The organism is Sediminibacterium goheungense, from assembly GCF_004361915.1.
Classification (GTDB): domain Bacteria; phylum Bacteroidota; class Bacteroidia; order Chitinophagales; family Chitinophagaceae; genus Sediminibacterium; species Sediminibacterium goheungense.
This window is the reverse complement of the sequence record NZ_SNWP01000010.1, coordinates 1,638,610-1,661,571: the sequence shown is the minus strand read 5'-3', so window position 1 is coordinate 1,661,571 and position 22,962 is coordinate 1,638,610. Positions and strand designations below refer to the sequence as shown.

Annotated in this window: 13 protein-coding genes; 10 read left to right on the top strand and 3 right to left on the bottom strand. The window is 42.0% G+C overall.

Features of this window, described 5'->3' with window-relative positions:
- The 8 genes from kdpB to BC659_RS07040 all read left to right on the top strand — a co-directional run bounded on the left by kdpB (position 1) and on the right by BC659_RS07040 (position 10,977).
- Complete coding sequence (gene kdpB, locus BC659_RS07075; RefSeq protein ID WP_133473971.1) at positions 1–2,043, top strand: potassium-transporting ATPase subunit KdpB; 2,043 nt, start codon at positions 1–3, stop codon at positions 2,041–2,043.
- Positions 2,044–2,156: 113 nt separating this feature from the next.
- Positions 2,157–2,708, top strand: coding sequence for a K(+)-transporting ATPase subunit C (locus tag BC659_RS07070; RefSeq protein ID WP_133473970.1), 552 nt, complete (start codon positions 2,157–2,159; stop codon positions 2,706–2,708).
- Between the two features lie 7 nt (positions 2,709–2,715).
- Positions 2,716–3,795, top strand: a complete 1,080-nt coding sequence (locus BC659_RS07065; RefSeq protein WP_211340720.1) for a porin — start codon at positions 2,716–2,718, stop codon at positions 3,793–3,795.
- Positions 3,795–4,919, top strand: a complete 1,125-nt coding sequence (locus BC659_RS07060) for a sensor protein KdpD (protein ID WP_133473968.1) — start codon at positions 3,795–3,797, stop codon at positions 4,917–4,919. The genes BC659_RS07065 and BC659_RS07060 overlap by 1 nt, the downstream gene beginning before the upstream one ends.
- The gene (locus tag BC659_RS07055) at positions 4,919–6,655 is read left to right on the top strand and encodes a HAMP domain-containing sensor histidine kinase (RefSeq protein WP_133473967.1); all 1,737 of its coding nucleotides are present in this window, start codon (positions 4,919–4,921) and stop codon (positions 6,653–6,655) included. The genes BC659_RS07060 and BC659_RS07055 overlap by 1 nt, the downstream gene beginning before the upstream one ends.
- A gap of 47 nt (positions 6,656–6,702) precedes the next feature.
- Positions 6,703–7,143: a hypothetical protein gene (locus BC659_RS07050; protein ID WP_133473966.1), complete on the top strand. Its 441-nt coding sequence runs from the start codon at positions 6,703–6,705 to the stop codon at positions 7,141–7,143.
- Positions 7,144–7,251: 108 nt separating this feature from the next.
- The gene (corA, locus tag BC659_RS07045; RefSeq protein ID WP_133473965.1) at positions 7,252–8,349 is read left to right on the top strand and encodes a magnesium/cobalt transporter CorA; all 1,098 of its coding nucleotides are present in this window, start codon (positions 7,252–7,254) and stop codon (positions 8,347–8,349) included.
- Between the two features lie 216 nt (positions 8,350–8,565).
- Entirely contained in the window at positions 8,566–10,977 is a 2,412-nt protein-coding gene (locus tag BC659_RS07040; RefSeq protein ID WP_133473964.1) for a TonB-dependent receptor, read from the top strand.
- Between the two features lie 220 nt (positions 10,978–11,197).
- On the opposite strand, the gene BC659_RS07035 is transcribed toward BC659_RS07040, so the two are convergent.
- Positions 11,198–12,628 (bottom strand): MATE family efflux transporter, encoded by a 1,431-nt coding sequence (locus BC659_RS07035; RefSeq protein ID WP_133473963.1) that lies wholly within the window; start codon positions 12,626–12,628, stop codon positions 11,198–11,200.
- 626 nt (positions 12,629–13,254) lie between these two features.
- Here BC659_RS07035 and BC659_RS07030 point away from each other — a divergent pair.
- Positions 13,255–17,670, top strand: coding sequence for a PKD domain-containing protein (locus BC659_RS07030; RefSeq protein WP_162847374.1), 4,416 nt, complete (start codon positions 13,255–13,257; stop codon positions 17,668–17,670).
- Between the two features lie 82 nt (positions 17,671–17,752).
- Positions 17,753–18,751, top strand: coding sequence for a PorP/SprF family type IX secretion system membrane protein (locus BC659_RS07025; protein WP_133473961.1), 999 nt, complete (start codon positions 17,753–17,755; stop codon positions 18,749–18,751).
- 219 nt (positions 18,752–18,970) lie between these two features.
- On the opposite strand, the gene BC659_RS07020 is transcribed toward BC659_RS07025, so the two are convergent.
- Together BC659_RS07020 and BC659_RS07015 are read right to left on the bottom strand one after the other, a co-directional pair.
- Positions 18,971–19,594: a class I SAM-dependent methyltransferase gene (locus BC659_RS07020; RefSeq protein WP_162847373.1), complete on the bottom strand. Its 624-nt coding sequence runs from the start codon at positions 19,592–19,594 to the stop codon at positions 18,971–18,973.
- Positions 19,595–19,710: 116 nt separating this feature from the next.
- Positions 19,711–22,737: a sensor histidine kinase gene (locus tag BC659_RS07015; RefSeq protein ID WP_133473959.1), complete on the bottom strand. Its 3,027-nt coding sequence runs from the start codon at positions 22,735–22,737 to the stop codon at positions 19,711–19,713.
- Positions 22,738–22,962 lie beyond the last annotated feature (225 nt).

Genomic DNA, 22,962 nt, shown 5'->3' with positions numbered 1-22,962 from the left:
ATGCAAAAAGTAAATTCCAATAGATTATTTCAAAAGCAACTGGTAGCCGAAGCCCTAAAAGCGTCTTTTGTAAAACTGAGTCCTGCAAAAATGTTTCGCAACCCGGTTATGTTTATGGTATGGGTGGGTACATTGGTAATGGCGGCTGTTAGTATATGGGTGGCTGCCGGAGAACAAAGCCAGGGAAGCCTTGTGTACAACCTCATCGTAACAGCGATTCTTTTTCTCACCCTTCTCTTCGCTAATTTTGCAGAAGCCATTGCAGAAGCAAGGGGTAAGGCACAGGCTAACAGCTTACGTAAAACAAGAGAAGAAACACCGGCGAAACTGATACAGTCCGTTGGTGAAATGTTTGTGGGTGAAATAAAACTCATTCCATCATCACAATTACAAAAAGGAAACTTATTTCTGTGTGAATCAGGAGATATTATTCCCTCTGATGGAGAAATAATAGAAGGATTAGCTACCATAGATGAAAGCGCCATTACCGGCGAAAGCGCACCAGTAATAAGGGAAGCAGGTGGTGATAAAAGCAGTGTAACCGGTGGAACAAAAGTATTAAGCGATCGTATCGTGGTAAAAGTAACTACTGAACAAGGTGAAAGTTTTCTGGATAAAATGATTGCACTCGTAGAAGGTGCATCCAGGCAGAAAACACCGAATGAAATTGCGCTCACTATTTTACTGGCAGGATTTACACTGGTATTTATTATTGTAACCGTAACACTGAAACCTTTCGCAGACTATGCACAGGCACCGATTACCATTGCGGCATTTATCTCTTTGTTTGTTTGCCTGATACCAACAACGATTGGCGGATTGCTTTCTGCTATTGGTATTGCGGGTATGGATAGGGCATTAAGAGCCAACGTAATTACCAAGAGTGGCAAAGCAGTGGAAACAGCCGGCGATATAGATGTATTACTGCTCGATAAAACAGGTACCATTACCATCGGAAACCGAAAAGCCACTCATTTTTATCTGTCAGAAAGGGTAGATGAAAAAAGATTTATAAAAGCAGTAGTACTAAGTTCCATGGCCGATGATACACCCGAAGGAAAATCCATTATTGAACTGGCAGGCGTACAACCATCGTCCTATACTATCACAAAACCACGCTTTATTAAATTCACAGCAGAAACCAGGAGTTCGGGTATCGATTTTGAAGATACACGTATCCGCAAAGGAGCTGCAGATGCCATTCGCACACTCTGTGAACAAAAGGGAAATATTTTTCCGGATATCATTGACCAGCGCATAAGACAGATTTCCAGTAATGGTGGAACACCGCTAGTGGTAGCAGAAAATGAACAGGTAATAGGTGTGATTGAATTACAGGATATCATTAAACCCGGCATACAGGAACGTTTTGCGCGTTTGCGTAAAATGGGGATTAAAACAGTTATGGTAACAGGCGATAATCCTTTAACCGCAAAATACATTGCAGAGAAAGCAGGGGTAGACGATTTTATTGCCGAAGCCAAACCGGAAGATAAAATGAACTATATCCGCAAAGAACAATCGGAAGGCAGGCTGGTAGCCATGATGGGCGACGGTACCAATGATGCACCCGCACTGGCGCAGGCCGATGTGGGAGTGGCCATGAACAGCGGAACACAAGCTGCCAAAGAAGCGGGTAATATGGTTGACCTCGACAATGATCCTACCAAACTGATTGAAATAGTAGAGATCGGTAAACAGTTACTCATGACAAGAGGAACACTCACCACTTTCAGCATTGCAAATGATGTGGCGAAATATTTTGCAATAGTTCCCGCATTATTTGTGAGTTCTATTCCGGCATTGCAGGCGACAAATATTATGAAACTTACCAGCCCTGAAACAGCCATACTCTCTGCGGTTATTTTTAATGCAATCATCATTCCCTTACTCATTCCGCTGGCATTAAAAGGAGTCGCTTATAAACCCATTGGTGCCAGTGCCTTACTCAGACGTAACCTGTTTATCTATGGGCTTGGTGGTATCATCGTACCCTTTATAGGCATTAAACTAATCGACATTGTAATATCCTTATTCTATTAACCACTCTCTGCGTAATCTCTGCGCCCTTCTTTCTCTGCGGTCCCTTCCTTCGTCAGGGTGACCAATGCAGAGAACAAGAGAAAACAGAGGTTACGCAGAGGAAAAAATTATGTATGAAAAAACAGTTTTTTCCAGCTATCAAATTAACCCTTGTATTACTGATTGTTTTATCAGGTATCTATCCACTTGTTATATGGGGCTTTGCCAAACTCACACCACAGAAAGGGAAAGGAGAATTGATAGAAGCCAACGGTAAAAAATATTACAGCAATATCGGGCAGTCATTTACTGAAGATAAATATTTCTATAGCCGTCCATCGGCAGTGAACTACAATGCAGCAGGTTCTGCTGGCAGTAATAAAGGACCATCCAATGCTGATTACCTTGCTATTATTCAGGAGAGGATCGATAGTTTTCTGACACACAACCCCGGAATTGAAAAAAAAGATATTCCGGTTGATCTGGTAACCGCCAGTGGCAGTGGACTCGATCCGCATATTTCAGTGGCAGCAGCAGAAGTACAGGTAAAGCGTATTTCAAAAATACGCAATATACCAGAAGCCAATTTGCGGGAATTAGTACGCACTTATACAGAGCAGCCAGCTGTAGGACCCCAAACAATTAATGTTTTACAATTGAATATTGCGTTAGATAAATTAAATTAACAACAAGATGAAAAAAGCAATTTTGACGATCAGTGGTTTTTGGGCCTTGCTTACAGCAGGTGCACAGGAAAACAAGCAAACCAATCCATTAACCATCAGTGGGTATTTAGAAACTTATTATACATATGATTTTGGTAAGCCATCATTACAAAACAGACCCTCTTTTGTGTATTCGCATAACCGGCACAATGAGTTTAACCTGAACCTTGGTATGGTAAAAGCCGCCTATCAGCAAAACAATCTAAGGGCCAACCTTGCCATTGCCGCAGGCACCTACATGAATGCCAATCTGGCTGCAGAACCCGGTGTATTGAAAAATATATTTGAAGCCAATGCCGGAGTGAAAATTTCGACGAGATCTAATCTCTGGATCGATGCGGGCATTTTTGCCTCACATATTGGTTTTGAAAGTGCCATTGGTAAAGATTGCTGGGCACTTACCAGGGGCATACTGGCCGATAATTCTCCTTATTACGAATCAGGTGTGAAACTTACTTATACATCGCCCAATGAAAAATGGATCATGAGCGGTTTATTGTTAAATGGCTGGCAGCGTATTCAGCGTGTGCCGGGTAATGGCACTATTGGTATTGGCCACCAACTAACCTATAAACCGAATTCGAAAATCACTTTAAACAGTAGTTCATTTATTGGTAATGATAAACCAGACAGTGTTAAGCAGATGCGCTATTTCCATAATTTTTATGGCATATTTCAATTATCAGATGCATTCGCCATCACCACCGGATTTGATATTGGTTTTGAACAAAAACAAAAAGGAAGCAGCAATTATAATACCTGGTACACGCCTATCCTAATGGCAAAAATAAATGCAGATGCCAGAAACAGTTTTACTGCAAGAATGGAATATTATCATGATGCAAATGGTGTAATTATTTCAACGGCCACACCCAACGGTTTTAAAACATGGGGTTATTCATTCAATTATGATCATACCATCAGCAACCAGGCTTTATGGCGTATAGAAGCAAGAGGCTTTTCTTCGAAAGACAGAATTTTTGAAAAGAACGGCAAAATTGTGAGTAGTAATTTCTTTATATCCACCGCACTAGCCATATCATTCTGATGCCAGACAAAGACCAGACAGTACAGCATTTCCTGAACCTGATTAAAAAATCGAAAAGGGGAAAGTTTAAAATCTATATCGGTATGAGTGCCGGTGTAGGTAAAACCTATCGCATGTTACAGGAGGCACATGCACTGTTAAGAAATGGTATCGATGTTAAGATAGGATATATTGAAACCCATAACAGGAAAGAAACGCATGAACTATTGCATGGCTTACCTGTTATACCCCGTCGTAAACTTTTTTACAAAGGGAAGGAACTGGAAGAATTAGATGTTCTGGCTGTAATTAATGTACGGCCTGAGGTGGTTATTGTAGATGAGCTGGCGCATACCAATATTGAAGGAAGTAAAAATGGAAAAAGATGGCAGGATGTACTTGAGATTATTGATGCAGGAATTAATGTGATCAGCGCGGTAAATATTCAGCACATTGAAAGTCTCAATGAAGAAATCAGAAGGATTACGGGTATAGAAGTAAAAGAAAGAATTCCCGATAGCGTACTTACTCAGGCCGATGAAGTGGTGAATATCGATCTTACTGCCGATGAGCTGATAACCCGACTCAAAGAAGGGAAAATCTATGAACCGGCGAAAATTGAAACAGCCCTCAACAATTTCTTCAGAAGTGAGCATATTCTTCAACTGCGTGAACTGGCATTGAAAGAAGTGGCATCGCAGGTAGAACGAAAAGTGGAAACCGAAATCACAAAAGTGAATGCCATTAAACATGAGCGATTTCTGGCCTGTATCAGCTCTAATGACAAAACGGCTAAAACAGTGATTCGTAAAACGGCAAGACTAGCCAATTATTACAATAGTAAATGGTATGTGTTGTATGTACAGATACCGGCAGAAGCCACTGATAAAATCCCATTGGATAAGCAAAGACACCTGATCAATAATTTTAAACTGGCCACAGAACTGGGGGCAGAAATTATCAAAGTAGAAAACCCCAATATTGCAAAAGCTATTATAGAACAGTGCGATGAAAGGCAGATCACAACCATTTGTATCGGAAAGCCACATTTAAGTTTGTTCAGACTCATACTCGCTACCAATGTATTTAATGAATTACTAAAAAAATTATCAAGCAGTGAGATTGACCTTGTAATTTTAAGCTGATGAAGATTAAACAAAAACTGCAATTGGGTATAGGTCTGCTTTTTGCCATGATATTACTATTGGCAACAATGAGTATATATTATGTACATAAACTAAGTAGTGATACTAAAAACATATTGGTAGATAATTACAATACACTCGACTATTCACGGAAAATGCAGATGGCAATGGATAATAATATTCTGCAACTTCAAAACCGGGAAATTTTTAGTGAAAACCTTGCTTTACAACAAAAAAATATTACAGAACCCGGAGAAGCGGAACTTACCGCCAGCCTAGCCACACATTTTGGATTGCTTCAGCAAAACCTAAGTGATACACAACAGATTGCAAGCATGAGAAAAGATCTTTCCAATATTATGCTTTTGAATATGCAGGCCATACAAAGAAAAAATAAGATTGCAGGTCAGACTTCGGACAATTCTATATTCTGGATCAGTATACTGGGTACCATCTGTTTCATTATCTCATTCACCTTATTGTTTAACCTGCCGGGTAATATTGCCAATCCGGTAAAAGAGCTTACCAGAAGCATCAAAGAAATTGCTGAACGAAACTATGCAAGAAGGCTTCATTTCAATAAAAAAGATGAATTTGGTGATCTGGCAGCCTCTTTTAATACCATGGCCGAAAAACTGGAAGAGTACCAGGCGAGCAGTGTACAGAAACTACTGATTGAAAAGAAAAGGATTGAAACCCTGATCAACAATATGAATGATCCGGTAATTGGACTGGATGAGAACAAACGGGTATTGTTCATGAATCATATGGCACTGAAAATAGCTGGACTGAAAGCAGAACAGGTAGCAGGTAAAAGCGCCGAAGAACTGGCATTACATAACGATCTGATACGCTCACTGATACAGGAATTGTATGATGAGGGCTTACAGCAACAGCCATCAAAACTACCCGTAAAAATTTATGCCGATCATAAAGAGAGCTATTTTGAAAAAGAAATCATCCCGATTAAAATTATTCCAACAGGTGAGCAGATAGAAAAGCTGATAGGCACCGTGATACTTCTACAGAATATAACACCGTATAAAGAACTGGATTTTGCAAAAACCAATTTCATTGCTACCGTATCACATGAGCTCAAGACACCTATATCATCTATACGTATGAGCCTTGATCTGCTGGAAAACAAACAGCTCGGTGAACTGAATGATGAACAAAAGAATATGGTGGCCAGTATTAAAGAAGATACCACAAGGCTGTTAAAAATAACCGGCGAACTATTGAATATGACACAGGTAGAAACAGGTTCCATTCAAATGTCTGTAAAGCCGGCTTCAGTACAGGAAATTGTTGATTATGCTATAGCTACCAATCGACTGTCTGCTGAAGAAAAGAGAATCCAACTCAAAACACAGATACCAGAAGATATTCCACCGGTACTGGCCGATAAAGATAAAACGGCATGGGTACTGAACAACTTGGTATCGAATGCTATCAGGTATAGTTATGAAAACGCTACCGTATACATTAGTGTAAAGGAAGAAAAAGACCTGATTCGTTTTAGTGTTACGGATACGGGCCAGGGTATCGAACCACGCTACATGAACCGCGTATTTGATCGTTATTTTCGGATTCCCGGAACCCAGAAAGAAGGTACCGGTCTCGGACTCAGCATCAGTAAAGAATTTATTGAAGCACAAGGTGGCCGTATGGAACTTCAGTCTGAGTACGGTAAAGGAAGTGAATTTGCATTCCTGCTGGAAAAAACAGGGGTCTGATTTTACGTATACTTTCTTTTCTTATATTTATTAGGTAAAAAACACATATGAAAGACCAGAATAAATATTGGGTACTGCTGTTATTGGCGCTGTCTTCTTTTTTTTACAATGGCTCCCTTCAGGCACAAAACCCACAGATCATCAAGGCAAATAATAACAACCTCAATTATATATTGAATAATATACGGACCTCATTCACTTCAGAAACAAAAACCATCTCTGTAAAACTCTATCAGGTATCCAATAAAAGTGGCAGTGCAAAGCAGCCCGAGACAGATGAGGTTACGGATAATTTTTATGTGGCCATTTCTGAATTTGATGAGCAACCCAAACAAATGCTGTTTGTGATTAAAAATGTGTACGCTCCCAAAAACATAACACTCAGCCCCCAGCCCGATCAAAAAATTAAACTCACATTTGTCTATAAAGATAAAGGCCAGCCCAAAAAATACACGGCTACCCTTTCTTCTACAGGCGTAGAAGAATGAAACAAGAAACAGAGAAATAAGAAATATGAAATGAGAAAATAAGACGGTATTCCACTTTCTCATTTCATATTCCTTATTTCATATTTCATATTTTCTTAGCTTCACTTCATGACCGGCAGCAAATACCTCAGATACCTGAATCCGCTTACGCTGTTCGATACCAAGCGTACACGTGATATCTTTCATGTGAACCCAACCGTAATTCCGGAACGGGTAGAAGCGAGTGAGATAAAAATAAAAGTGTACGATTATAGTGCCACCGAATTTTTGGAGACCCAGCTGAGCGATGTGAAGGAATGTTTTATGTATCGCGATACCAACCGCATTTCCTGGATCAATGTAGACGGTATACGAAAAGCGGATGTGGAAGCGGTATGTAACCATTTCGGTATTCACTACCTCATTGTAGAAGATATTATGAGTGTGAGCCAGCGACCCAAGATGGATGAAATGGATAATGTACTTTTCTGTTTGCTCAATATGTTGTACTTCAATGAACAAACAGGTGCCGTAGAAACAGAACAGATCAGCATTGTATTGGGTAAAGGTTTTGTACTGTCTTTTCAGGAAGATGCCGGCAGAGATGTATTCAATCCCATTCGTGATAAGCTGAAACTAAATGGCAGCAAGCTCAGGGTAAGCGGTGCCGATTACCTCTGTTATGCCATGCTCGATATGATCGTAGACAACTATTACATCGTAATGGAAAAACTTGGCGACCGCATTGAGCAGCTGGAAGAAAGAATTATACGCGGCAGCAATACCCGCTCACTCGCAGTGATCAACAGCCTCCGCAAAGAACTGATTGTACTGAAACGAAACGTGAGTCCAGTACGTGAACTGATCAATGGTTTTATACGCAGTGAAAATGAATTACTGGAAGAAAGAACCACCAAATATTTCAAAGATGTGTACGATCATATTCTTCAGGCAAATGACCTGGCAGAGAACTACCGTGATATGATGATGAACTTACAGGATCTCTACCTCAGCAATGTAAACCTGAAGACCAACGAAGTAATGAAAGTGATGGCGATTGTAACCTGTTTACTGGCGCCTGCCACCGTAATCGGCGGCATCTTCGGTATGAACTTCGATCGCATTCCCTATCTCCACCACCAATACGGCTTCTTCATCGCCGTAGGCCTTATGCTTATTGTTCCGGTATGGATGCTGGTGGTGTTTAAAAGGAGAGGGTGGTTTTGAGGAAAGCCGTGAGCGATGAGCTGCGAGCCACGAGCAATAATTTTTGCTCATAGCTCACAGCTATTTCTGCTACACTTTCACTAGTTTTCACTCTTAAACAATATTTACGCTGGTATACTGCTAATACCCACTTTCTCATTTCTCTGTTCTTTATTCCTTATTCTTCTGTTTTAAACGTCTAACTTACAGGCGTTTTAATATATAATACGCTGTTGTATGCATGATAAGAGAGGGATTGTTCTTTTTGTTTTCTTTTTATGCCCGCTGTTTTTTTTCGGACAATCGGTAACGGTTTCGGGCATTACTAAATCAGCTGCAGATAAGAGGCCGTTAGCCTTTGTAAATATTCTATTAAGGCGAGAGAGAGATAGTAGTTTTATAACCGGTACAGTAAGTAATGAAGAAGGCCGGTTCACGATGACGAATATCAAACCGGGTAATTACCTGATCGAATATGCCTATACTGGGTATGAAATTTTTAAAAAACCTGTACTTATCGGAAGCCTCAGTCCTTTTTTAGATCTGGGTAGTATAGAATTACAGATAAGTACCGGTTTGCTGAAAGATGTGGTGGTAACCGCAGGCAGGCAAGCAGAAATGTCTTCCTCGCTGGATAAAAAAACCTATTCCGTTGCAGCCAATATTGCACAGTCGGGCGGCTCTGTATTGCAGGTATTAAAAAACCTGCCCGGTATAACTACCAGTCAGGATGGAAAGGTAGAATTGCGTGGCAGTGATAAAGTAGCAGTGCTGATCGATGGAAAACAAACGGCCCTTACCGGTTTCGGCAGCCAGAGCGGATTGGATAATTTACCCGCATCTGCTATTGAAAAAATTGAGATCATCAATAACCCATCTGCTAAATACGATGCCAATGGCAATGCAGGTATTATCAATATTATTTACAAGAAAAACAGGCAACAGGGCTTTAATGGCAAGCTCGGGCTCACTACAGGGCTGGGAGCTCTTTGGGTAAAAAAAGAAAACCTGCCAACCATTCGTCCACAGTATCAGGCAACGCCGAAAATCAATCCCTCGCTTTCGCTGAATTATCGGAAAAACAAACTGAATATATTCTTGCAATCAGATTGGCTCTATACCGAAACATTGAATAAGAATGAATTTGTAAGCAGGGTATATACCGATGGTACGGTAACCGAGCAACAAACAAAGCGGAACAGAAATACACATTTCTGGACCTCAAAAACAGGTGTAGACTGGAACATAACCGATCGGGATGTGTTGACTATATCGGGTTTATATGGAATTGAAAAAATCATTGACCGGGGCGATGAACCTTTTTTCAATAAAGAACTAACCGAAAGAAAAAGACTCTGGCGTTTTTTGGAAGACGAGTTAAAAACAACGGTAGTAGCATCAGCCATTTACCAGCATCGATTTCAACAGCCGGGACATTTATTAAATATGGGTTTCAATTATACTTTTCACCGGGAAGATGAGAAATATAATTTCGAAAACATATTACCCAATTATACCGGACTCGACTCATTTAAATTACTCTCTGATGAATATGTAGCAGATTTTACGCTTGATTATACACGACCGCTTACAAATGGAAGAATAGAAGGGGGTATAAAGTTCCGTTACCGGAATATTCCAACCAATATGCAGTTTAAGCCAGGCGTCAATTCCCCACTGGATGTAAATGCAGGTGGAGAGGCAACTTATACAGAAACCATACCTGCTGCATACGGCAATTATGTTTTTGAGAGCCAGTCAATAGAAGCAGAATTGGGTGTACGTATGGAATATGTTGACCTGAAATATGAAGTGAACCCTAACCACAATACCTATAAAAGTGATGGATATCAATACACACAGCTCTTTCCGAATTTTCGGCTGGCCTATAAAATCAATGAACAAAATAAGCTATCGCTTTTCTATAACAAAAGAGTTGACAGACCCAATGAAGTAGATATCCGCATTTTTCCCAAATACGATGACGCGGAAATAATTAAAGTAGGCAATCCGGCTTTGCGCCCCCAGTTTACACATAGTTATGAACTGGGTTATAAAACGGGTTTTGCCAAAGGCTATTTTTATTCAGCACTGTATCACCGGCGAACAAATAGTTATATTACCCGCATAGCAATTCGTGTACCGCCCGCTACCCTAATCTATAATGTATTTCAGAATGCCGGTAATAGTACCCATACAGGTTTAGAACTTGTATATCAACAAACCATCTCTCCCGTTTTTACTTTGAACGCCAATGCCAATATTTACAGAACAGAGGTAGATGCGTTTACTGTATTGAGTAAATACCCGGTTCCTACTGTATTCAGTGCCGAGAAACAAACACAGACATCCGGTAACCTGAAACTGAATAACCTGTGTAAGCTACCGCGGCAAACAGAACTGCAGGTTACACTTATTTATCAGGCTCCCGATATTGTTCCGCAAGGAAAAACCGGATCGAGATTTTCGATTGATATGGGCATAAAAAAACAAGCCAAAGATGGTAAAGGAGAATGGTTTTTTAACGCAACCGATCTCTTCAATACCCTCAATATCCAGAAAACGATACAGGGAAATGGCTTTGTACTCAATAGTACCGATTACTACGAAACACAGGTATTCAGGATCGGGTATAACAGGAAGTTTTAGAACAGAGAAATAAGAAATATGAAATAAAGCCTGCCCTGAGCTTGTCGAAGGGAAATAAAAAAGTAGAGGTACTGCTAATACTCACTTTCTTATTTCTCTGTTCCTTATTCCTTATTTCCTACACTTTCACCAGTTTCCACTTTTAAACAATATTTACGCTGGTATACTGTTAATACTCACTTTCTCATTTCTCTGTTCCTTATTCCTTATTTCATATTTCCTACACTTTCACCAGCTTCCACTTTCCTCTTTTAAACAATATTACACTGGTAATACTGATACAGGTTTCGGTGACTACAATGGCGATGAATACGCCGGTGGGGCCGAAGTTGAGGGTTTTGGAAAGCAGGATGGCAAAGGGTATCTGGAAGATCCAGAACCAGAATAAATGTATCCAGGTAGGTGTACGGCTATCACCGGCACCATTAAAAGCATTGATCATCACCATACCCACACCATAGAAAATATAACCCAGACTCACGATGCGTAGTGCCGAAGCGGCAGTACCACTTACATTGGGGTCCTTGGTGATAAGACTCACAAAAAATTCGGCACCCACTACAAAGAGCACAGAAACAAATGCCATAAATACACCATTGTACCGCGCCGTTTTCCAGACCGACTGTTCTGCACGATCGGGCTGATTGGCACCGAGGTTTTGTCCTACCAATGTAGCGGCCGCATTGCTTAGTCCCCATGCAGGCATGAGGAAAAAGATGAGCAAACGGATGGCGATGGTATAACCCGCAACGGCATCGCTGCCAAAACCGGTGATGATACGAGCCATCACGATCCAGCTGGCCGATGCAATAATAAACTGCAGGGTACCGGTGGAAGCAATATTGGCGATTGACTTAAGAATAGCGGCATCGGGTACAAAATGTTTTTTGAGGATGCGCACCATACTCTTGCCTTTCAACAGGTGATAAAGCTGGTACAATACACCAATACCACGGCCGGTGGTGGTTGCCATGGCGGCCCCTGTTAACCCAAACTGGTTGATGAGAATGGGACAGAGAATGATATTACAGATATTGGCGAGCCATAAACTTTTCATGGCCATGGCGGCATCACCTGCACCACGGAAGATACCGTTGATGAGGAAGAGCAGCATGATTACAATATTACCGGTGAGCATGATGCGGGTATAGTTGGTACCCATTTTTATTACCTGCTCATCGGCGCCCATGAGTGCGAGTACATCGGCAGCAAAAAATAAACCGATGATACTTACCAGTATAGAAACACCTGCGCAAAGCAATAAAGCCTGTGCGCCGGCATGTGCGGCTTCTTCCGGATTTTTTTCACCCACCCTTCTGGCTACCATGGCGGTTGCGGCCATACTTAAGCCGATGGCAATGGAATAGATAAGGGTAAGAAATGATTCTGTAAGCCCTACGGTAGCGGCTGCACCGGCACCGAGCTTGCTCACAAAGAAAATATCGACTACGGCAAATACCGATTCCATGCACATTTCCAATATCATGGGAATGGCCAGCATGAATACGGCTTTGCGTATGCTGCCCTGGGTAAAGTCCTGGTGCTCGCTGTTGAGTGCTTCACGGAAATAGCTGAAAAAGCCCTTTTTGGGCGTATGTGTTGGTTGAATATTCGTCATTACAGATGATAAATTAAATAGAATAATACGCATGCCGCCGGCATACGGTGATAAGGGTTGTGCGGAAAATCGGGTAGCAGAAAAAGGTTAGCTAACCCTGCTTAGTTGTTCATAAAACGAGTATTCGTTGAAATATCCTGAAGGCCATGATCTCGCCTCAGGCGGGACAAAATAAATACTTTGGTCTGATAATCTGCTAAAAAAATTGGATGAGCGGGAGTAAATCTCAGATCTTAGATCTCAGATTTGCTTAAAATGGCTATATTCATTATGCTTAATAATTGACCCTGATATTTGGTTTACGAAACCAAACCCTGAGCAAAGTTCCCGGCCCCAAGCCGGGACTTTGTATTTTATAACCTTTTGGTTGTCTTTTACGTATATAAGTCTGTTATGGAATCATAAAATCTATAAACAGCTAAATCGTTGAATATCATAATTCTATATCTTTAAAACAAAGTTCAATATCCCCCCAGATGAACTGTCTAGGAAAAATTGCATCCAATATCTGTGTGCCTGTGCGTGGAGTGCGGGGGGGTAAGCGTTTATCATTAGTATTTCTTCTCTTTGCTTTTATTCCTGTTGTTTCTCTAGCCCAGTTAACAGGCGGAACGATATCAACTACGAAATGTCAAGTTTGGGATGCAAACCATGTGATCTTGCAGACAGCTTCGATTACTGGAGAGGACGGTTTTTTTTCAATTACTTATACATGGGAAAGGTCTCAAGATAATAGTTTTACTACATTCAGCGTTGTTGGCGGAAATACGTTTCAATTAAGCGACCCAACCGATTTAACAGGAACCTGGTACTACAGAAGAAGGGTTGATAACAATGGCAATACTGCTTATAGTAATATTGTTACAATTGTTATGATGCCAAGCGTTTCTATTACTGGTACATTAACTGTTTGTGAAAATTCAAGTAACCCAACATTAACAATTACGGCCTTAGGAGGTATTGCACCTTATACTATTACCTACAATTTAAATGGTGTTCCGCAAACTGCTATAGCTACTACAACTGGTGCAGGTACTATGACAGGAACAGTTACTATTGCTGCACCAACAAATGCTGCTGGTACTTTTACTTACAGCCTCACCTCTGTTGTAGATGCTAATTCTTTATCGGAAACCTGTACCAATACAAGCATAAGTAGTAGTGCAACGATTACGGTTAATCCTAAACCTGTACTAACGTTTCCGTTTATACAGCCATCTTCTCCTGCAATATGTTATGGGGCATCGTTTTTTAATGTAACACTTACATATACAAATAGTCCCACAGAATATCAGATTGTGTGGGATCCCCCAGCGATAGCAGATGGCTTTTCAAATGTTTCATTTACTACCAATAACTTTCCGGCCGGGGGGGGTATTACAGTTGTTGTACCTACTTCTGCAACTTCTGGAGCAACGTATACAGGAACTTTAACGGTAAGAACATCTGCTGGTTGTGAAAGTGATCCTGGTGCAGCACCTTTTAAGATAAACTCATTACCAATTCTAGGAACAATAACGGGACTATCTACGGTTTGTGTAGGATCAACCATAAACTTATCAAACTCATTAACCGGTGGCTCATGGACAGTTAATAATGCAAACTCAACAATCGGAATCTCTTCCGGAGTCTTAACTGGCTCGGCCGCTGGAACATCAATAGTTACCTATTCAGTTACAAATGGAAGCGGTTGCTCTAGTTTAACAACGACAACAGTAACAGTGAATGCATTGCCAACGGTGAATGCAATTACAGGAGTGAGCCCTGTTTGTGTTGGTTCAACGCTTAACCTAACAAGTACAACAGCGTCGGGTGTATGGTCGGTCAATAATGCAAATGCGGGTATTAATGTAAGCGGAACACTGACTGGTCAATCAGCCGGAACGGTCAATGTTAGTTATACTGTCACGGATGGGAATAGCTGTACAAATTTGACAACGACAACAGTAACAGTGAATGCATTACCAACGGTGAATGCAATTACAGGAGTGAGCCCTGTTTGTGTTGGTTCAACGCTTAACCTAACAAGTACAACAGCGTCGGGTGTATGGTCGGTCAATAATGCAAATGCGGGTATTAATGTAAGCGGAACACTGACTGGTCAATCAGCCGGAACGGTCAATGTTAGTTATACTGTCACGGATGGGAATAGCTGTACAAATTTGACAACGACAACAGTAACAGTGAATGCATTACCAACGGTGAATGCAATTACAGGAGTGAGCCCTGTTTGTGTTGGTTCAACGCTTAACCTAACAAGTACAACAGCGTCGGGTGTATGGTCGGTCAATAATGCAAATGCAGGTATTAACGTAAGCGGAACACTGACTGGTCAATCAGCCGGAACGGTCAATGTTAGTTATACTGTCACAGATGGGAATGGCTGTACCAACTTTACGAGTACAACAGTACTAGTAAATGCTTTGCCAATAATTAATACAATAACAGGAGCAACAACAGTCTGCGTGGGCTCAACGATTAATCTTTCGAATGCAACCGGAGGCGGTATTTGGTCTGTAAATAATGCCAATGCCACTATTAATGGAACAGGAGTTTTAACAGGTCAGTCTGCAGGAGCAGCAACTGTTTCTTATTCAGTTACAGATGCCAATAATTGTACGACAACCGTAACATCAGTTAAGACAATAAACGCTCTTCCTGTAGTTGCAGCAATCAGCGGCTCGAATGCTGTTTGTATTGGTTCAACGATTAATCTTTCGAATGCAACCGGGGGCGGTATTTGGTCTGTAAATAATGCCAATGCCACTATTAATGGAACAGGAGTTTTAACAGGTCAGTCTGCAGGAGCAGCAACTGTTTCTTATTCAGTTACAGATGCCAATAATTGTACGACAACCGTAACATCAGTTAAGACAATAAACGCTCTTCCTGTAGTTGCAGCAATCAGCGGCTCGAATGCTGTTTGTATTGGTTCAACGATTAATCTTTCGAATGCAACCGGGGGCGGTATTTGGTCTGTAAATAATGCCAATGCCACTATTAATGGAACAGGAGTTTTAACAGGTCAGTCTGCAGGAGCAGCAACTGTTTCTTATTCAGTTACAGATGCCAATAATTGTACAGCTACTGTAACAGCTATGAAAACAATACAATCTTTGCCTGTTGCTAATATTAATCCCTCCGGCCCACTCACTTTCTGCACAGGCAACTCTGTCAACCTCTCTGCAACAGGTGGTGGTAATTATTTGTGGAGCAATGGTAGCACCAATGCAAACATCAGCAATATCATTTCCTCGGGTACTTACACTGTAACCGTTACCGATGTCAATAACTGCGCTGCAACATCGGCACCGGTTACCATTACGGTGAATGCTTTACCAACGGTAAGCATCACCAATCCTGCCGCTGTATGTGCACCCGGTACGGTTGACCTTACTGCTGCTGCCATTACAAACGGAAGTACGGCCGGACTTACTTATTCCTACTGGTCAAATCCGGCAGGTACACAAACACTCAGCACACCATTTGCCATCGGTATTGCCGGTACTTATTATATACGAGGTACCAACACGGTTACCAACTGTGCTGCCATACAGCCAGTGCTAGTAACCATCAATCCGCAAGCTTCGATACTGATCAACACACCTGCGGCGGTATGCGCACCGGGTACGGTGGATATAACGGCTGCTGCCATCACCAATGGTAGTGCGGCCGGACTCAGCTATACTTATTTTAGAGATGCTGCGGCCACCACAACACTGGCCAATGCCAATGCGGTAAATACATCAGGCGTATATTATATTAAAGGAACACCGGTATCTGGTTGTAGTGCCATTGTTCCTGTCTCAGTAACCATCAACCCATTACCTACTTTGGTGATTAATAACCCTGCCGCTGTTTGTTCACCGCAGACCATCAACCTAGCCGATGCCAATATTACCGCAGGCAGCAGTGCTGGATTGAGTTTTGCTTATTTCTCCAATGCCGCATTAACAGCACCCATTGCCAATGCGCAGGCACTGAATGGGTCGGGTATGTTTTATATCAGGGCCACAGATGCTATTACGGGTTGCTTCCGTTCGGGTGCTGTAACAGTTCAGGTGAATGCAGCACCGCAGGGTGTATTGCAAACACCTGCTACCAACATCATCTGTGAAAACGGTTCTCTCACGCTCAATGCAACAGGTGGCAACAGTTACCAGTGGTTATTGAATCAGCAACCGATTACCGGTGCCAATAGTGCAACCTACAATGCTACAGCTGCCGGTACTTATGCCGTTCGTTTTATTTCGGCACAGGGCTGTTCAACCACTTCATCCAATAGCATTAACCTCGAACTGCTGAATAAACCTACGGTACAATTTACGCTTACCAATGCATGTGCAGGTGTATCTACCAGTTTTAACAATACATCTGTTACCGGTGCCAGCGGCGGCATTAACTGGTTATGGGATTTTGGTGATGGCAGCAGCTCCAATCAGTTTGCTCCCACACATATTTATACCAGCTCAGGTACCTACACTGTTCGTTTAACGGCTACCAGTCCGGTATGTACCGGCTTTAATGAAACAAGTGTGGTTACCTATCGTGTACAGTCGGCATTACCAGCTGTGCGTTATAAGGATGTGGATGTATTAAAAGATATTCCGGTAACGGTAACCGCCAGGGCCATTGGTACCAGCTATCTGTGGTTGCCCGCAACCGGTGTAAATAATAATAGAATAGCAACACCGAGTATTCGCGTAAACACCACTACAGAATATACTGTGGCCATAACCAATGATATTGGTTGCACCACAGTAGATACCATATTGCTGAAAGTGATTCCCGGGGTAGATATTTATGTGCCACAGGGCTTCACGCCCAATAACGACGGACAAAACGATCGCTTGTATCCGATACTGGTGGGTATGCGGCAGCTGAATTATTTCCGTGTGTTCAATCGTTGGGGCACTATGATTTTTACCACTAAAGAAAGCAGCGCACAGTCTGGCTGGAACGGTCTTTACTTAGGCGTAAAACAACCCATGGGCACCTACACATGGATGGCCGAAGCTGTGGACCTGCAGGGCAATGTGGTGCGTAAGACAGGAACCGTGTTGTTGTTGCAGTAAAAGAGGTGAATGGTGAGTGGTCAATGGTGAATACATTATCAATCATTGACCATTGACCACTCACCATTCACCAAAAAAAACTATGAGAAAATATATCTTCATCCTCTTCTTCCTTCTCACAGGCGCCAGGGCCCTGGCGCAGGATCCTTATTTTTCTCAATACTATAGTTCACCACTCACATTCAATCCGGCATTAACGGGTTATTTTAATAGTGCACACAGGCTGGCCATTAATTATCGTAACCAGTGGGGCAATATCAGTTCGCCGTATCAGACAGGCGCTGTTTCTTTTGATACACGTATCCTGCAAAACAGTCTGGCCGCTAACGATAAATGGGGCCTGGGTATACAAGCCATGTACGATCAGGCAGGTGCAGGCGTGTATAAAAACAGTTATATCGCTGTATCCACAGGGTTTAACAAAGGACTGGACGCAGATGGATATCAGTCTGTAGGTATCGGCGTACAGGCAGCCTATGCAAGGCATGTGGTAGATTTCAGCAAAGTGAGTTTTGCCAATCAGTTCACCAGTAGTGGATTCGATTTATCGGTACCCAGTGGCGAAACCATCAACAACCGATCCATTGGCTATGCCGATTTGAATATTGGTATGTTATATAATTATGGAGATGAAAGTGGAAAGAACTTCAATATTGGTGCATCGGTGTATCACCTGCTAAACCCATCACTTAGTTTTTTCAGCGCACAGAATAGCAGGCTTGCCCGGCGCTTTACCATTCATGCCAGTGCGTCGTTACCGGTGAATGAAAGGGACCAGTTTTTTTTCAGCAGTAATTTTATGCAGCAGGCCAATAATAACCAGACTGTTCTTGGGCTGGCATATGGATGGGGAATCGGTGATACAGATGCACACCTGTATGCAGGAGCCTGGCTAAGGGCAAAAGATGCTACCTACCCATACATCGGATTAAGAACCACGAATTATCAGGTAGGTATCAGTTACGATATCACACATTCCGATCTGAAAAAAGCCAATGGTTTTACGGGTAGCAGTGAAATTTCATTTATCTACTTTTTTAGTCAGAAAGATAAACGCAGGAGTATTCCTTGTTTCTTTTAAAGTCCGGGAGTCGGAAAGTCCGGAAGTCTGAAGACAGTATACTATTCTGTGTTTTCTGAGACATTTATTATTGCCACTGAAAACACAGAACCACACAGAAATAATTTTACAACCTCTGTGGTTTTTACCACAGTGTTACACAGAGTGTGGCACGGAGTTACACGGAGGGCCCATAAGTATAGACTCATCTTCCGGACTAACAGACTTTCGGTATTTCGGTCATCCCGACGAAGGATGGGTGGACTTCAATACCCATACACTCACCCTCACCTCATCATACACAAACTCCTCCTGAAATAGCTGAAAGGATTGCCATTTTTCTACAAAAGATTTTGCCATGATGCGTTGCGGTGTGCTCAGTATAATTAAAGTGCCTTGCTTCAGAAAAAAGGAGAGTAACTGATCCAACGCATCAAAAGCATCCGGATCATAATTTACATCGCTTAACAGAACAACATCAGCTTTGAAATCTGTTGGTATATGCTGCCAGTTAATAATGCAGGTTTCAATATTCAGTATGCTGTTTTCTTTAGCCGATTTGTTGATGTATGCCAGCGGATCGGGCAGGTAATCGGAGCTGATTACTTTTTTTGCATACAGGGCGGCTACCATTGATGGTAAACCCAGACCGGCCGCCAGTTCTACAACTTCTTTATCCCGTATCAATGAGGGATATTGGGTTATAAATTCAGCCAACCCCAATGCCGCCGGCCAGCATTTACCCCAATAAGGGAAATGGGTAAGACTACCACTGTTCCATGCATTCTTTAATTCGTTTGTATCAGGTGTATATAACCGGATCGGGAGGTCACCAAAAGAATAGTTAATAAAATCTCCTTTCAAAATAAGCAAAGTTAAAGAGCTACAAACATATAGTTATTTAAACAACAACCCTGCGTAACCCCCGCGCCCTCTTGTTCTCCGCGGTGAAAATCCTCCTCAAAAATCTTAAAGGTTATTTACTGAACAGGTATATTCAAAGTAATCTGCGTGCCCTCACCCGGTTTAGATTGTATCTGTATTCTTCCTTTTAAAGAAGCGGCACGTTTATACATATTACCGAGCCCGTTTCCATCAGCCGCATCAATATCGAATCCAACACCATTGTCTTTGATGATCATCATCATTCTTTTATGATGAACCGTGAGGTGTACAGAAGCTTCACTGGCTTTGGAATATTTGGCAATATTGTTAATGGCTTCCTTGAAGAGTAAAAAGAAATCGCGACGCGCTTCCATATTCATTTTTACATCTTCAATAGAATCATCGGTGCGGAACCGAAGGTCGATATCTTTTGCTTCCAGTACACTTGTGGCAATTTCACGCATACGTGCCGTGATTTTCTGCATAGAATCGTTCATGGGTTTGATGCTCCATACAATATCATCCATGGCTTCCATCATGCGCTGACTGTTATCACTGATTTTACCCAGGTATTCACTGGCCCTTACATTATCTGTATTGAGTTTGCTCTTAGCCATGGTACTCAGGATATTGATGGTACTGAGGGTAGAGCCCATATCATCATGCAGGTCGCGTGCCACGCGGTTCCTTAAATTTTCAACGGCCAGGATTCTGTTGATACGCAGACGGTGAATAAAATACAACAAACCACCCAGTGCCAGCACCATCAAAGAAATAAACCACCACCTTCTCCAGAATGGAGGTCTGATAAAAATGGAGAAGCTGGTAATATTTTTGGAACGTACCCCATCAATATTTTCACAATACACCTGAAAAGTATAATGACCTGGAGGTAGCAGTGAGAAATTCACCAGTTTCTGACGATCGGCACGTATCCACTGATCATCAATGCCGCTCATTTTATAATAATAGATGAGCTTATCACGGTTCACATAACTTAAAGAAGAGAAATAGATGCTGAAAGAGTTCTGATCATAATTAACCGTTAATTCTGATTGAGCGGTAAGGGAATCAATGGGCAGAAACTCGTTGTTGAGTTTAAAATCGGTAATGCTTACATCCGGTGGTTGCTGGTTACTACTGAAAATTTCCGGCTGAAAAAATACCAGTGCATTACCACCTGCAAACATTACAAAACCTTCGCTGCACAAATAATCGGCCGCTACGGTTTTTTCACCCAACACCACACCGTCTCTTTTATGGTAGGGTGTGATATTATCATTAAAAGGGTTGTACCTGCACAATCCGTTATTGGTAACGATCCACAAATAGCCGGCACGGTCAATCCGCAGCCGCTGAACCGAATTGGAGGGAAGACCCTGCATATAATCAATGATGCGTACTTTACCTGTCTTTTTGTTTACCAGATTCAGTGCACCTGCGCCATACGCAATAATGCTATCGTTCAGCTGATCAATATCTGTTCCACTCAATGCAAAGAGGCTATTGTCGGAACTGCCTTTTACATATTGCTGGAGTATGCGTCCACCTTCGGCTTCCATGGCAAAAAGTCCGGTACCCTGAACACCGGCCCATATCCAACCATCTTTATCAAAGAAAATTTTTGGAATAACGGCCGTACCGAAATCTTTGATGACGGTAAACTGATTGTTTTCGAAACGAATGACACGACCTCTTTGTGTACTGAACCAGATACGTCCTTTTTTATCTTCTGTGATATAACGAACCGTGGCGTTCTGAAATTCGGGCGGATTATAAAACTGTGTTTTGTTGGTAGCGGGGTTAAACCGTGTAATGAGACCACCATTGGATCCTATCCATACATCACCGGTTGCCTTTTCTTCGTGCATGCACCAGGTAAGGTTAACACCACCACGTTGTGCTGAGTTCCAGTTGGCCGGAAAGTTTTTAAAAATCTGATAAGGTTTGGGTTTAAAAAACTTATCCATGGTAAGTACACCCTGTCCCCAGTTGGTGAGCCAGTAATCGCCATTGCGTAATTCAATGATATCGGTAAAGTCGCGGCTTTTTTTCGCCTCCGAAAAAATCATGTTCTGAACGCCATTGCCGTCTTTACCGGGAGAAGTAAAATAAATGCCCTCATCGGTAGCCACCCACACACCACCTTCCCGGTCTTCAATTACCTGATGGGCAATTTCGTAGTGAATGGCAATACTGCTGAGCGGATCGTTTTTATAATAATTAAACCGATTGTTTTTTTTGCTGTAGCTGAATAAGGTATTCAGACCAAAAACCCAGAGACCCGATCTGGGCAAATCGATCATGTGACGGTATTCAAAGTATTCATTGTCTGGTAAAGAGAGTCCTGTTGTGTCTTTGAGGTATCGGTTGCCTGTTGAGTCAAGGCAATGTACGATCTCAGAACCCCCGCCATACACGGGCCAGTTGTATAACCAATAGCGCTGTTTGCTATCGATATAAATATTGCTTAAGGCTTCCTGAACGCGCCAGTTATTGAGCAGGGGTATTTTTTTGGGATTGTATAAACGTGTATAGGTTTCTCCGGTTTTTTCATCATAGGCAGCGAGCCCATTATCTGAGCAGGAAAGCCAGAGCAGTCCGTTTTTTTTATCTTCTGCTGATGCGATACCAAAAAACCAGCCCTTGGGTATACGGAAAGGAGCGGAGGCAGTGAAGGCATTTTCTTTTTCATCAAATTTTAAAATGCCAATCGGTTGAATGGTAAGGTAAATATTTCCCTTACTGTCGTTCCACAATCTCGGCATAATACGCCCGGGTAAAGGCGTGGGTGGTTTGATGGCTACTTTCTTATAAATAAATTTAGCCGGATCGAAAAGACCTACTTCCCGTAGTTCAGGGAAGTATAACCATAGTGTTCCATTTTTTCCGGGAACAATAAATTCAATCAATGAAATGGGTAAAGGATCACTGCCCTTTTTATTACCCATAGAAAAACTGATGAACTTGGTACCATCGAAACGTTGTAAGCCATTGGCACTGCCTATCCATATAAACCCTTTATGATCCTGGTACAATGCGCGAACATCGTTACTGGCCAGCCCGTCATCGGTATTGAGGTGGGTAAACGTAAAGTTTTCCTGTGCAGATGCAAAAACCACACAGAAGAAAAAAACAAAAACTAAGCTGTATAAACGAAGAGGCACCCTACAAATTTACTGATAGCGAAGGGGATAAAAAACAGCATATTTATGTGAGGGCCCTTCCTTCGTCAGGTTGACGGGAACGTCAGAAAGAGCGTTGCAATAAATGGAAAGAGAGCATACTTTTCTTTAGAATCAAAGAGACATCTAAAAAAAACAGGCCCCGGAAAACCGGGGCTGCGG